General features: G+C 56.9%; 14 protein-coding genes. 7 read left to right on the plus strand and 7 right to left on the minus strand.

The window, feature by feature from the left end; all coding sequences use genetic code 11:
- The first annotated feature begins 234 nt into the window (after nt 1-234).
- Nucleotides 235-1,008 carry a DUF3108 domain-containing protein gene (locus ACQQ2Q_RS16760; protein WP_428188244.1) on the plus strand — a complete coding sequence of 258 codons (774 nt, stop codon included), beginning with the start codon at nt 235-237 and terminating at the stop codon, nt 1,006-1,008.
- Nucleotides 1,009-1,043: 35 nt separating this feature from the next.
- Nucleotides 1,044-1,931 (plus strand): aromatic amino acid exporter YddG, encoded by an 888-nt coding sequence (gene yddG, locus ACQQ2Q_RS16765; protein ID WP_428188245.1) that lies wholly within the window; start codon nt 1,044-1,046, stop codon nt 1,929-1,931.
- A gap of 7 nt (nt 1,932-1,938) precedes the next feature.
- On the opposite strand, the gene ACQQ2Q_RS16770 is transcribed toward yddG, so the two are convergent.
- Entirely contained in the window at nt 1,939-2,370 is a 432-nt protein-coding gene (locus ACQQ2Q_RS16770; RefSeq protein ID WP_428188325.1) for a cupin domain-containing protein, read from the minus strand.
- A 5-nt stretch (nt 2,371-2,375) separates the two neighbouring features.
- Nucleotides 2,376-3,146, minus strand: coding sequence for a hydroxyacylglutathione hydrolase (gloB, locus tag ACQQ2Q_RS16775; protein WP_428188246.1), 771 nt, complete (start codon nt 3,144-3,146; stop codon nt 2,376-2,378).
- An 84-nt stretch (nt 3,147-3,230) separates the two neighbouring features.
- Here gloB and ACQQ2Q_RS16780 point away from each other — a divergent pair, with 84 nt between their 5' ends.
- The 3 genes from ACQQ2Q_RS16780 to ACQQ2Q_RS16790 all read left to right on the plus strand — a co-directional run bounded on the left by ACQQ2Q_RS16780 (nt 3,231) and on the right by ACQQ2Q_RS16790 (nt 6,119).
- Nucleotides 3,231-3,986 (plus strand): class I SAM-dependent methyltransferase, encoded by a 756-nt coding sequence (locus ACQQ2Q_RS16780; RefSeq protein WP_428188326.1) that lies wholly within the window; start codon nt 3,231-3,233, stop codon nt 3,984-3,986.
- Nucleotides 3,987-4,086: 100 nt separating this feature from the next.
- Nucleotides 4,087-5,193 carry a pyridoxal phosphate-dependent aminotransferase gene (locus ACQQ2Q_RS16785; protein WP_428188247.1) on the plus strand — a complete coding sequence of 369 codons (1,107 nt, stop codon included), beginning with the start codon at nt 4,087-4,089 and terminating at the stop codon, nt 5,191-5,193.
- On the plus strand, nt 5,193-6,119 hold the full coding sequence (locus tag ACQQ2Q_RS16790; protein WP_428188248.1) for a prephenate/arogenate dehydrogenase family protein: 927 nt from the start codon (nt 5,193-5,195) through the stop codon (nt 6,117-6,119). Before ACQQ2Q_RS16785 ends, ACQQ2Q_RS16790 begins: the two co-directional genes overlap by 1 nt.
- 59 nt (nt 6,120-6,178) lie before the next feature.
- On the opposite strand, the gene ACQQ2Q_RS16795 is transcribed toward ACQQ2Q_RS16790, so the two are convergent.
- Nucleotides 6,179-7,189, minus strand: coding sequence for a DUF2125 domain-containing protein (locus ACQQ2Q_RS16795; RefSeq protein ID WP_428188249.1), 1,011 nt, complete (start codon nt 7,187-7,189; stop codon nt 6,179-6,181).
- A gap of 37 nt (nt 7,190-7,226) precedes the next feature.
- On the opposite strand from ACQQ2Q_RS16795, the gene ACQQ2Q_RS16800 reads away from it, so the two are divergent.
- Nucleotides 7,227-7,772 (plus strand): gamma-glutamylcyclotransferase, encoded by a 546-nt coding sequence (locus ACQQ2Q_RS16800; protein ID WP_428188250.1) that lies wholly within the window; start codon nt 7,227-7,229, stop codon nt 7,770-7,772.
- Here ACQQ2Q_RS16800 and ACQQ2Q_RS16805 read toward each other — a convergent pair.
- The 4 genes from ACQQ2Q_RS16805 to ftsE all read right to left on the minus strand — a co-directional run bounded on the left by ACQQ2Q_RS16805 (nt 7,763) and on the right by ftsE (nt 11,092).
- Entirely contained in the window at nt 7,763-8,563 is an 801-nt protein-coding gene (locus ACQQ2Q_RS16805; RefSeq protein ID WP_428188251.1) for a lysophospholipid acyltransferase family protein, read from the minus strand. The two genes, ACQQ2Q_RS16800 and ACQQ2Q_RS16805, sit on opposite strands and share 10 nt — an antisense overlap.
- Nucleotides 8,564-8,630: 67 nt before the next feature.
- Nucleotides 8,631-9,359, minus strand: coding sequence for a YdcF family protein (locus tag ACQQ2Q_RS16810; protein ID WP_428188252.1), 729 nt, complete (start codon nt 9,357-9,359; stop codon nt 8,631-8,633).
- Between the two features lie 67 nt (nt 9,360-9,426).
- Nucleotides 9,427-10,440, minus strand: a complete 1,014-nt coding sequence (locus ACQQ2Q_RS16815; protein WP_428188253.1) for a cell division protein FtsX — start codon at nt 10,438-10,440, stop codon at nt 9,427-9,429.
- Entirely contained in the window at nt 10,433-11,092 is a 660-nt protein-coding gene (gene ftsE / locus ACQQ2Q_RS16820) for a cell division ATP-binding protein FtsE (RefSeq protein ID WP_428188254.1), read from the minus strand. Before ftsE ends, ACQQ2Q_RS16815 begins: the two co-directional genes overlap by 8 nt.
- A 198-nt stretch (nt 11,093-11,290) precedes the next feature.
- Here ftsE and ACQQ2Q_RS16825 point away from each other — a divergent pair, with 198 nt between their 5' ends.
- Nucleotides 11,291-11,977: a hypothetical protein gene (locus ACQQ2Q_RS16825; protein ID WP_428188255.1), complete on the plus strand. Its 687-nt coding sequence runs from the start codon at nt 11,291-11,293 to the stop codon at nt 11,975-11,977.
- Nucleotides 11,978-12,031 lie beyond the last annotated feature (54 nt).

A 12,031-nucleotide genomic window follows, 5' to 3' on the forward strand; every position in this document is an offset into this window, starting at 1 on the left:
TTTTCTGTGTATGGATTTGCGCTCCGGCCATAACCGGCGCCGCATTCCAATCGTTCGTTATCGGAAAGTTGCGGTTCTATAGTCAGACTGGCTTGCGCCGTCAAGCCTGTGCGTGGGTTTTACCGCCGCAACGGGGAAAACTAGCTGTTTTATTGCCATAGTCTCATTTAACAATGCACTTCAGGAAGTGGGAGCTGTTGCTGGCAAGGCGCAGACTCTGAACCGAGGTCATGCATGTCCAGGCTTAAAATTGCAATTGCATTGCTGACCGGTTTTTGCGCGTCTTCGGTCGTGTCGAATGCTGGTGAGGATAGCTACCGAACGGATTATCGCATCACGCTTTCGGGTATTCCCATCGCAAGTGCCACCTTTGTTACCCAACTGGCCAGCAGCAGGTACAAAATCCGAGGCACCTTTGTATCGGCAGGGGTCGCGGATCTCATCACTGATATTTCCGCCGAGACCAATGTATCTGGGCGATTGCGTAACAATCAGATGGAGGCCTCGCATTACTCGCTGGTCTATCGCAATGGAAAGAAAGTGCGCACCTACGATGTTCGCCTTGATGGTGGCAATGTCACCCAGTCCGAGATCAAGCCTCCGCCGAAGAAACGACCGAAGAACTGGATACCTGTTACCGCCAGTGATTTGAAGGCGGTGCTTGATCCCTTATCGAGTCTTATCATTCCTGATGGCGAAAAGATCTGTCAGCGCACCTTGGCGATATTTGACGGCGAAAGCCGCATGGATCTGGTGCTCAGCCACCGGGGTACGAAAGAGTTTTCTTCGGGGGGCAAAACCTCAAAGGCAACCGTCTGTTCGGTGCGTTATGTGCCGAAGTCAGGTTTCCGCAAAGGCAGAGACGATGTGGAGTATCTGTCCAATGTGTCGGGAATGGAAATCTGGTTTGCCAAGACAAATGACCTCCCGTTATATGCTCCGGTCTATGCCCGTATCCCCACGCGTTACGGGCCAGTCTATATTACGGCGGTGAAATTCAGCGGCTAGGTTTCAGCCGCGGATCCCACCCGGCGGAGAGGGCGATGCGCACCAAGGCAACGATCATTGGATTTTCGGCCATTCTGATGTGGTCTTTTCTGGCGCTCTTTACTGCAGCCTCCGGAAAGATGCCGCCGTTTCAGCTTTCCGCAATCTGTTTTGCCATCGGTAGTCTGCCAGGGATGGTGTTGTTTGCCATCAAGCCGCAGCGGTTGAAGCTCTTGCGTCAGCCGGCCGGCGTCTGGCTGCTCGGCGTTGCAGGACTGTTCGGGTACCATTTTTTATATTTCACCGCGCTTAGGAATGCGCCTGCGGCTGAAGCAGGATTGATTGCGTATTTGTGGCCGTTGTTCATCGTGGTCGGCTCAGCGCTGTTGCCGGGGGAGCGGCTGCGCTGGTTTCATATCGCCGGTGCGCTCGCCGGGCTGGCCGGCACTGTCATCATTATCATCGGCAAAAACGGTCTAGATTTCGATCCGGTCTATGCGGTTGGTTATGGTGCTGCCCTTCTCGGTGCTTTCGCGTGGTCAAGCTATTCTCTTTTGACGCGCAGACATGGCTCAACGCCAACCGATGTCGTCACCGGATTTTGCCTGGCAACCTCGTTGCTTTCGCTGGTCTGCCATATGGGCCTTGAAACGACTGTTTGGCCTGACGGCGTTTTTGAGTGGATCGCCGTGCTGGGTCTCGGTCTGTTCCCGGTCGGTGCTGCCTTCTACGCCTGGGACTTTGGCGTGAAGGGGGGCGATATTCAGATACTCGGAGCGGCCAGTTATGCGGCCCCGCTGCTATCGACCCTGATCCTGATGCTGTTCGGTTATGCCGAGCCCTCCGGTCGGGTTGGCATAGCCTGCCTTTTGATAACGGGCGGAGCTGTGCTCGCAGCACGCGATATGTTCAAGTCTCGCTCCAAACTACAGCCAGCGGTGTAGCGAAGATCTAGCTCATCGGCTCTCCGGGAGACCAACCGGGTGGCGCCATCTCGAAGGCGGAGAAATCGAAGCCGGGGGATACGGTGCAGCCCACCAGGGTGAAATCGCCCAGTGTTTCTGCCGCTTGCCAGCAGTTGGCCGGTATAACCGATTGTGGACGCTCTCCTCGCGTCACAGCCGCGCCCAGGATGGTGGTTTCTACAGTCTTTCCGTCGTTGGAGCTGTAGAGCGCCAGCGATGCGCCAGCGTAATAGTGCCAGATCTCTGCGGCATCACGCACCTTGTGCCAATGCGAGCGCTCTCCGTGCTTCAGAAGGTAGTAGATCGCCGTGGAATGACCGCGGCGACCGCCATGCTTGTCGCGGAAGGTCTCCGCATACCAGCCCCCTTCCGGATGTGCCTGCAGGGAAAGCTCCGCAATGATCTCGTCCGCCGTCATGGGCATCAGAAATTATCCTTGCGTGTGCGGATCTCGGCAAAGACCTCCGCGTCGCTATTGGCGTCCATGCCAAGATTTTTGCGGATAGCCGGATCGCTGGCACGCAGAAAGGGATTGGTTTCCTTCTCTATGCCGATGGTGGTGGGAATGGTGAACTTTCCCTCTGCGCGGAGCGCTTCGATCTCTGCTGCCCGTGCTTTCAACTTTTCGTTGTCGGGATCGATCGTCACGGCAAAGCGGGCGTTTGCCAGCGTATATTCATGGCCAAAATAGACAGTCGTGTCGTCGGGCAGGGCTGCAAGCTTTTGCAGTGATGCCCACATATCTGCAGCGGGACGTTCGAACAGTCGACCGCAGCCGAGCGCAAACAGTGTATCGGCTGCAAACAGCAACTTGCTCTCCGGCAGGTGATAGCAGACATGGCCTGCGGTATGGCCAGGCGTTTCAATCACATTGACGGTATGGGGTCCAAACTCAAAGCTGTCGCCATCATTGACCGCCTCGTCGAGGCCGGGAATGGCCACCGCTTCGGCGCGGGGGCCGATGATCTGGCAGTTGAAGCGATCTTTCAGTTCCAGGTTCGCTTCCACATGATCACCGTGATGGTGCGTTGTGAAGATATGGGTGATCGTCCAACCGCGTCGCTGAGCCGCCTCGATGATCGGCTCCAGTTCCGGCGCGTCGATGGCTGCGGTCAGGTTTGCCTCCGGGCAATGCAGGAGAACGCCGAAATTATCGCTGCGGCAGGGGAAGACTTCGAGTTCAAGTGATTTCATCTTTGGGGTCTCCCTCTGTTTATCAGGGTCAAATGTAAGTGCTTTGCCCTTGAAGTCCATGCGCCGATGTTTATCAATTGCGCCATGTATGTGGATATCGTCGATCTCCGGCAATTTTATCACTCGCTTCTCGGGCGCATGGCGGAGCATTCCATCGCGATGGCCTTGTCATCGCTTTGGGCACGGCTGCCGCAAGAGCGGCTGGTTGGGCTTGGCTTTGCCGTTCCTTATCTCGAGCGGTTCCGGGCCGATACCGAGCGGACCTTCGCCTTCATGCCGGCGGGGCAGGGCGCTGTAAACTGGCCCGCCGGAGCCGTGTCCGATACCGCGCTCGTCTTCGACGAGGAATTGCCGCTTCCCGACTCTTCAATTGATCGGGTGTTGATGGTGCATTCGCTGGAGTTTGCCGAAAACCCACGCGAAACGCTGAAGGAAGTCTGGCGTATTCTGGCGCCGGGTGGACGTCTTGTGATTGTTGTGCCAAATCGCCGCGGTGTCTGGGCGCGGCTGGAGCACACACCTTTCGGTTCTGGCCGGCCTTATTCGCGTGGCCAGTTGACCAACCTGTTGCGGGAGGCCAATTTTACCCCCGGTGCAGCAGCTGAAGCGCTGTTCTTCCCGCCCTCCAAACTGCGTCTGGTTCTGGGGATGCGCTCCTCTTTCGAGCGTCTTGGCCGCTTGCTGTGGCCCGCCTTTTCCGGGGTGATCATCGTTGAGGCACAAAAGCGTCTCTATCAGGGTCTGCCAGTCGCAGCTCGGCAGTCCAGGCGGGTGTTCGTTCCAGTCCTTGCGCCGCAAGGTGTACCAACGACCAGAAGCCGCACGGAAAGGAAAAGCTGATCGCCCCGTTACCCTCGACAATCGGACGGTTCCGTTCTAATCCACTGGACCGTTGCCGCCGGGAATTGCCGGCGCCGTTAGCGTTGAGGAAAAGATTACCATGAGCAGCGACATGAGCAAGCCGGTCCCGCGTCCAGGAATTCTCGATATTGCTGCTTATGTGCCCGGTAAGGAAACCGCTCCGGGCGTTGCCCGTGTCTTCAAGCTGTCATCGAATGAAACGCCACTTGGCGCCAGCCCAAAAGCAATCGATGCATTTCGCCAAAGCGCCGGTCACCTGGAGCTTTATCCGGACGGCCAGGCCCATGCATTGCGTGATGCAATCAGTGCAGTCCATGGGCTGAACAGCGCGAACATCATGTGTGGCAACGGCTCGGACGAGTTGCTCGGCTTGCTGTGCCAAGTCTATCTGGGTGATGGGGACGAAGGTATCATCACCGAACATGGATTTCTCGTCTACAAGATCCAGATCCTGGGCGCGGGCGCAAAGCCCGTCGTCGTGAAGGAAAAGAACCTCACGGTCGATGTGGATGCGATCTTGGCCGCCGTGACGGAAAAGACGAAGATCGTCTTCATTGCCAATCCCGGTAATCCGACAGGCACTTATGTGCCCGTCGGCGAGATCAGGCGCCTCCATGCAGGCTTGCCGAAGCATGTCCTTCTGGTGCTGGATGCAGCCTACGCTGAATATGTAAGAGCGAGCGATTACGAAGCAGGAATCGAACTCGTGTCAGGCAGTCGCAATGTCGTCATGACGCGCACTTTCTCAAAGATTTTCGGGCTCGCAGCGCTGCGTATTGGCTGGATGTATGCGCCAGCTGATGTGATCGATGCTGTCAACCGTATTCGCGGACCTTTCAATCTCAACGCGCCGGCCATTACTGCTGGTGCTGCTGGTATGCGGGACCAGGATTTCATCAAGGTGGCCTCCGACCACAATGAAGTCTGGCGTGCCAGGTTGACCGAGGCCTTTGCGGCGCTTGGTCTGACGATCACGCCATCGGTTACCAATTTCGTGCTGATCCACTTTCCGGATATTGACGGAAAGCGTGCCGATGATGCGGATGCTTTCCTGACAAGCCGGGGTTTCATCTTGCGCAGTGTGCGTGGATACGGGTTGCCGGGTGCACTGCGCATGACGATTGGCTCGGAAGAGGCCAATCTCGGCGTGATCGGCGCACTCGAGGAATTTATGGGGAAGGCCTGATGGCGATCCTGTTCGATAAAATAGCATTGATCGGTATCGGTCTTATCGGTTCTTCGATTGCACGCGATCTGAAAGCGCTCGGTTTGGCGCGGCATGTCACGATATCGAGCCGTACTGGCGAGACATTGAAGCGTGCGGAAGAGCTTGAGCTCGGAAGCCAGTATGTTTCGTCTGCTGCAGACGCGGTCGAGGGGGCCGATCTGGTGGTCGTGTCTGTTCCGGTCGGGGCATCGGGCGCGGTGGCGCAAGAGATCGCACCGTATCTGAAAGCCGGTGCGATCGTGACCGATGTCGGTTCGACGAAAGCATCGGTAATTGCGCAGATGCTGCCGCATATACCCGAAGGAGTGCATTTCATAGCAGGCCATCCATTGGCTGGTACCGAGAAATCCGGCCCGGATGCCGGCTTTACAGGCCTGTTCAAGGGTCGCTGGTGCATCCTCACACCGGTGGAAGGTACAGATCCTGGCGCGCTTGCGAAGCTTCAGGAGTTTTGGCAGGCGCTCGGATCACGTGTCGACGAAATGGATCCGGAGCATCATGACAAGGTGCTGGCCATCGTGTCGCATCTTCCGCATATCATTGCCTACAATATTGTCGGGACTGCGGATGATCTGGAAAACGTGACCGAATCCGAAGTCATCAAATATTCAGCTTCGGGCTTTCGCGATTTCACGCGCCTTGCAGCATCGGACCCGACCATGTGGCGTGACGTCTGCCTGCATAACAAGGATGCCATTCTGGAGATGCTGGCGCGTTTCTCTGAGGATCTCGCCTATCTTCAGCGCGCGATCCGCTGGGGCGAGGGTGACAAGTTGTTCGAACTCTTTACGCGCACGCGCGCTGTGCGCCGCTCGATCATCGAAGCGGGCCAGGATGTCGACGCGCCGGACTTCGGCCGGCATACGCTAGACAACAAATCATAATTACTCTTTCGCGGGCTATCCATGTGCATAGCCCGCTTTGATTTAGAGTAATCCCGATGTCAAATTGGCGGGATCTTGCCGATTGGGAACAGGCCCAGGAAGATTGCGCCATTATCGATGCGCAGATCCACATTGCCCTTGTTGCCTCCCATCAGAGCAGACAGCATCCGCATTGCGTTATCGATATCGTTCGCCGCATCCGGCCAGACCAGTTTTGTCTCAGAGGCCAAGCCGGTAATGTTTTCGACTTCGACATGGATCTTTCCGGACAGCAGACCGGTATCACCGATGCTGATGGGGCCGCTGAGCGTCACCATTCGTCCGTCTCCCAGATCGGCAACAAGGCGCGTCAGGTTGCCCTGCAACCCATAGAGATTAGATAGGTTCGCGCCGCCGAAGTTCAGCAGGCTTGCCTGACCATCCAGCGTGGCCTCCAGGGTCGCCGAGAACTTTGGTAGTTCGATCTTGCTCTCGCGGGAAGATAGCTGGACGTCACGAACCGTCGCTGCATAATCGAGGTTGCCGTCGTCCTGACGGATATGACTCTCCAGATGCGAAACGGCCATGTCCAAGGTGGGCGCGCTCTGGGTCGTCGTCAGTGCTGCGCTCAGATTTTCCACTTCGAGAGATGAACGGTCTATGCCCGCGATCGCGGAGACAACGCTGGAGCGCAGCTTTTCCCATTGCAGTGAAAGGCCATATCCGGCAGTTGAACGGACCTGTCCCGGTCCATCGAGCTCCCAGACAATCTTGCCCGGATTGTAGACCTGTGCTGCCGATCGGAAGTTTCCAAAGGACGCGGAGATGCCGTTCCTGTGATCATCGATTGCTATGCTTGTGCAAAAGAGACCGATGCGGAACGGGAAGCCGCGCAGCTGCCGATCGGCGCATTCGACATTGGCTCTGTCGGTATCTTTGGTGCCGAATATCTTTGCCAGCCTGCCATCAAGGGCGGTTGCCGCCCAATACCAGCCTCCGCTATAGAGGAGCAATGCTACCAGGACGGCGAGTGACAGTCGAAATACCTTCCGGCTGGCTGTTGTCTTTTTCGACCGGTCTGGCATTGCCATGAAGCGCTCCGATTCTCGAGTGTCGCGGCAGTTTGATATGAAGTGCGATATGGACGAATTTTGGGTCTTTGGCTATGGCTCGCTAATGTGGAACCCCGGTTTTCCCTATGAGCAGCGCGTCCTGGGACTAACCTTCGGTTTCCGGCGGTCGCTTTGCGTGCGCTCCTGGGTGCACCGCGGAACGCAGGAGCGCCCGGGATTGGTGCTTGGCCTTGATCGTGGCGGCTCCTGTCGAGGCGTTGCCTTTCGTGTGGATGCTCAGCATTGGTCGGCCACCGTCGAGTATCTGCGGGAGCGGGAACTGGTGACGCATGTCTACAAGGAACGCAGCGTGCCGGTACGGCTGGAAGACGGCAGGGTGGTCAAGGCACTTACCTATGTGATCGACCGTTCACATCAGCAGTATGCAAGTGGCGTTACCGTCGCTGAAGCGGCCAAAACGGTCAGTGAAGCCGTTGGTCGCTCAGGCCGTAACCGTGATTACGTGGCCAATACGATTTCTCATCTCAAGGAAATCGGTATTCGCGATCACTGGCTTGAAGACGTATTCAAAGCCGTCGAGCGATCCGAGCTTCAGGACTGAGACGACTGGGCGACGGTCTTCAGTTCGTCATACCGCTTTTGCGCCGTTGGCGGCACGTGAAGACCGGGGTTTTGCTCAATGGCCTCCACCAGCAGTTCGTCGCTCGCCTTTTCCAGTGTGTCAACCAAAGTTGAAAAAAAGACGTCGGGTTCCAGGCCCTGCTGGATTGGCGGCAGGATCCTCACCTTGAAATGACCGGGATAGCGCATGGTGCTGTGGCGCGGCCAAAAGAGACCCGGATGCATGGCCACGGGGACGACCGGCACATCAATGTCTCTGTAGAGGCGGGCAATTCCATATTTGTAGGCGGGCTCTGCTCCCGGCGGGCGTCGGGTGCCTTCAGGATAGATAATAAGCTGTCGCCCATTGCTCATGGCCTCTTTGGCGCGCTGCATGACACCGACCATCGCCTTGCCCTTGGCGCTGCGATTGACAGGGATCATTTCCTGTTTGCCCGCATACCAGCCAAACAGAGGGATCCAGGTCAGTTCGCGCTTCAAGATGAAGACAGGATCATCCAGCCAGGGCAGCAACGCATAGGTGTCCCAGAAGGACTGGTGCTTTGGTGCCAGAATATAGCCGCCCGGAGGAATGTTCTCCAATCCCTCGATCTCGAAGGTCGTGCCGACAATCTTTTCCATCAGCCAATGGCAGGAGAGGGCCCAGTTCTTTGGAACGGAATAGGCTTTCTTGCGTGGCGACAGAAAGTAAAACGGCGCCATCACGATCATCCATATGATCAGATTTGCATAGAAGACTGTATTGAAAAGTATGGAACGCAATGTGAGCATTAAGTGGATTCCCGGACCGGACGGAAGCAGTGACTACACGATAACGCACTTGAGAGAAAGCGTGACGTCAGGATTTGTGCCCGGTTGTGGAAGCCGTGTGCCTTCTCAGCCCGTCGCTGGTGTCGAGCCCAGATACGCCGCGGACATAGGCGACAATCGTCTTTCCATATTCCGATAGAAGCGTACGCACAGCATCGGGATCGGCATACCACTCGGCTTTTTTGAGATCCGTATTCACCACCGGATAGCCGATGAAATCCGTTTGACCGTCGACACGCCTGAGCTCGAACAGACTGCGCGGCATGTGGTAGTTGCTCGTGACCACCAAGATCGTGCGGTAGCCCTTTTCATGGATCCACTTTGCGGTCTCGGTCGCATTTCCGATCGTGTCGATGGCGTCGTAACCAATGTCCACGCAACAGTCGAAGAGGTCGGTGGAGCTCTTGGTCATCTTGCGGATCTGGGCGCTGGTGGTGGATGGGTGCACGCCCGAGATCAACAGTCTTTTGCCGTAGCCGCGGCTGAGAAGATCCACAGCCTGATCGATACGCTGGTAACCGCCGGTCAGAACCACGATGCCGTCTGCCTTAGCCGTGTCGGGTGGTCCGAGCGTCGTGACCGAATCGACAAAGCGCAAAAAGCCTCCCACGAAGATTGCAGCCGCCAACAGGACCAGTATTCCACCATAGCGCAGCGCACGGCGAATCGGCCCGCTTCTTCTGAAGAGTGGAGGGGCTGACTGTCGGCGCTGCGCCTTGTTTGAGGCAGGCTTTGGTTTCATTGGGCCTATCGTCATGTCACGGTGATTAGCGCTGTCTTATGGCGCGTAGCTGGCGGCTTTGTGGCAAACCTTCATGACTTTATCAATCTCCCTGAAGTCCATCCGTCAATGCCGGATCTGAACGTATGAGGTCGATTTCATAGATTGTGCGCATGACCGTCAGGCGCGCCGTCAGTGTTGTCAGTGCAGAGATCACGATCATGGTGGCGAAAATCCCGAGATATCCTGCAAAGCCGATGCTGAATGTTCCGAAAAGGGCTGTCGCCTGATCGCTTTCCGGCGTTGCCAGCGACCGGCTCTGCCAGAAACTTGCAAGGGCAAAACAGAGCGCAGCCAGTATGCCTCCGGTGGCCGCTCCCTTCAGGCTTATTTTCAAAAAATGGCGCTGGAATTCTTGGGCGACGAAGGAGGTTTCTGCACCGACGAAATGAAGTACTTCGACGATATGCCGGTTTCCGGACAAGACGCCGCGCGTGGCAAAGACAACCGTCAGCACCATGGCCGAGAATACCAGAATGAGAACGCCAAATCCGATGACAACGGTCGTGCGCGCCATCGATACCAAGCGGTTTACCCAGGTTCGGTGATCATCCAAATAGGCTTGCGGGATTTCTTTCTTCAAGAGAGCGCGCATGGAGTCGAAATCCGGCGGATTGCTCTCGTCAATCGTAATGATGACAAGGCGGGGCACTGGAAGATCGGACAGATCCAGGCCGGTGCCGAGCCAGGGTTCGAGCAGGCGGGCAGTCGCGTCATCGTCCATGATCCGCCCGTCTTTGGTGCCGACAAAACCCAGAGCCAGATCGCGTGCTTTTACCAGTGCCGCATTCATGTCCAGATTGTCGTCGGGCTTGATCTGTATCGTGATCTCGCGGGAAATCTGGCTCTGCCAGCCGGCCGCTGTTGCCTGCACCATGGATACGGCGCCAAGCGTCAGGCAGGCGAGAAAAGCCATAATCGAAATCACCACCATCAGCGCGTTGCCCTGGATATTCGAAGGCGGCAGGATTGGTCCAGTTGGGCGCACCTGCATTTCCGCGCGGCGCGGCGCCCGCTTCGGCAATGCTTTCGCCAATTTCGATGCTGCCTTATTCATAGATGTCCAGCCGTCCATCAGTGAGGATCATGCGGCGGGCATCCACCTGATCCATGAGGGCGAGGTCATGGGTCGCGATCACCACAGCCGTGCCGAGGCGGTTGAGTTCCATGAAAAGCGTCAACAGTCGCCGGGCCATGGGCGGGTCGACATTGCCTGTCGGTTCGTCGGCCAGCAGAACTTCCGGTCTGTCGATCAGGGCGCGGGCAATGGCCACACGCTGTTTCTCTCCGCCCGACAGGACCGGTGGCAAAACATTGATGCGTTCACCGAGACCCACCCAATGGAGTAGTTCCAGAACGTCCTTCTTGTAGCTCATCTCGTCCTTGCCGCGAACCCGCAGCGGCAGCGCGACATTTTCATAGGTCGTCAGATGATCGAGGAGCTGGAAATCCTGGAAGACGATGCCGATGCGCCTACGCAGCATCGGAAGATCGTTGCGGGGGATCTTTGCCGTGTCGCGCCCAAAACTGCGTATGAGGCCGCGCGTCGGGTGCAGCGACATGAAGAGCAGTCTCAAAAGCGTGGTCTTGCCTGCACCCGAAGGGCCGGTCAGGAACTGAAACGACCGTTTCGGGATGTCGAAAGTCAGGTCCCGGAGAATCTCCGGTCCCATTCCGTATCGCAGGCCGACATTTTCGAAATGGATCAATGAAATGCCCAGTCTGGCAGATTTGGAGTCAGGCCACTTGTTAACCTTTTTGGTTAACAGCCGGTAAATCATACGCGCAAACCAGCCTCTCTGCCGGCTTTTTTGCGAAGCATTAACCAATAGAATTTAGAACTCAGAGGGTTTCGTTTCAATGCCAAGATTTGGGTGTCCTCTCAGGGTGCCCGAGCCGGAGACAGGATGGGCGCTTCCCGCTTCAATCAGCAGCACCTTTGGCCGGACGTGGATGTCATTCCGCCCGACAGGAAGGCGCGCGCGAAATCCCGGCTAGAAACTCAACATGCGGCTGAAGTGGTCGATGCGGAATTCATTACGATCGTGGAGGCTCCCCGTCGTTCGTTCGACGCGCGCCGCTTCAATGACAATAGGCGCCAGGAGACGTCTTCTGTCGGTGATGCGCAAATTTCGAAGGCCAGTCTTGCACGTCATGTCGTTGAAGGCTTGGAGGATGTGCTGGGGCGGCTGTCCAACAACACATTTGCAATGCTTGTTGCCTGCGCATTCTTCGCCGTCTTCATGCTCGTGGGCGGGCTGTCTGCTTCTGCCTATTCTGGCGTGAACAGGCCGACCGCGCGCGCTCTCGACATTACCCATGTGTCCGTCACGCCACAGGATGCGAACGGTATGCGGGTTCTTCTGATCAATGCGATTATCGAGAACCATTCCAACCTTGAGATGGCGCCGTCGCCGGTGCGCGCCGATCTGATTTCAGGCGGTCAGCTTGTCGCAAGCACGTTGATCCACTTGCCGGTTCGAATTGTGCAGCCTGGGCAGAGCCGCGGCTTTGCGGCCAAAATACAGTATGCCGGTGGAAAAATCCCGGAACTGAAGCTTTCTTTCGCGCCTCGGGATGTTCAGCATCCCTGAACGTGCTAATGCGCGATGAGAAGGCTGCCGGCGAGGCGGTCGCTAATTCCAAGG

This window comes from Agrobacterium sp. ES01 (assembly GCF_050320885.1).
In the GTDB taxonomy this organism is placed as follows: domain Bacteria; phylum Pseudomonadota; class Alphaproteobacteria; order Rhizobiales; family Rhizobiaceae; genus Allorhizobium.

Bases quoted from the DNA above. Each gene is read 5' to 3' on its own strand.
- ACQQ2Q_RS16760 (WP_428188244.1), top strand. From the start codon at position 235: ATGTCCAGGCTTAAAATTGCAATTGCATTGCTGACCGGTTTTTGCGCG.
- yddG (WP_428188245.1), top strand. From the start codon at position 1,044: ATGCGCACCAAGGCAACGATCATTGGATTTTCGGCCATTCTGATGTGG.
- ACQQ2Q_RS16770 (WP_428188325.1), bottom strand. From the start codon at position 2,370: ATGACGGCGGACGAGATCATTGCGGAGCTTTCCCTGCAGGCACATCCG.
- gloB (WP_428188246.1), bottom strand. From the start codon at position 3,146: ATGAAATCACTTGAACTCGAAGTCTTCCCCTGCCGCAGCGATAATTTC.
- ACQQ2Q_RS16780 (WP_428188326.1), top strand. From the start codon at position 3,231: ATGTATGTGGATATCGTCGATCTCCGGCAATTTTATCACTCGCTTCTC.
- ACQQ2Q_RS16785 (WP_428188247.1), top strand. From the start codon at position 4,087: ATGAGCAGCGACATGAGCAAGCCGGTCCCGCGTCCAGGAATTCTCGAT.
- ACQQ2Q_RS16790 (WP_428188248.1), top strand. From the start codon at position 5,193: ATGGCGATCCTGTTCGATAAAATAGCATTGATCGGTATCGGTCTTATC.
- ACQQ2Q_RS16795 (WP_428188249.1), bottom strand. From the start codon at position 7,189: ATGGCAATGCCAGACCGGTCGAAAAAGACAACAGCCAGCCGGAAGGTA.
- ACQQ2Q_RS16800 (WP_428188250.1), top strand. From the start codon at position 7,227: ATGAAGTGCGATATGGACGAATTTTGGGTCTTTGGCTATGGCTCGCTA.
- ACQQ2Q_RS16805 (WP_428188251.1), bottom strand. From the start codon at position 8,563: ATGCTCACATTGCGTTCCATACTTTTCAATACAGTCTTCTATGCAAAT.
- ACQQ2Q_RS16810 (WP_428188252.1), bottom strand. From the start codon at position 9,359: ATGACGATAGGCCCAATGAAACCAAAGCCTGCCTCAAACAAGGCGCAG.
- ACQQ2Q_RS16815 (WP_428188253.1), bottom strand. From the start codon at position 10,440: ATGAATAAGGCAGCATCGAAATTGGCGAAAGCATTGCCGAAGCGGGCG.
- ACQQ2Q_RS16825 (WP_428188255.1), top strand. From the start codon at position 11,291: ATGGGCGCTTCCCGCTTCAATCAGCAGCACCTTTGGCCGGACGTGGAT.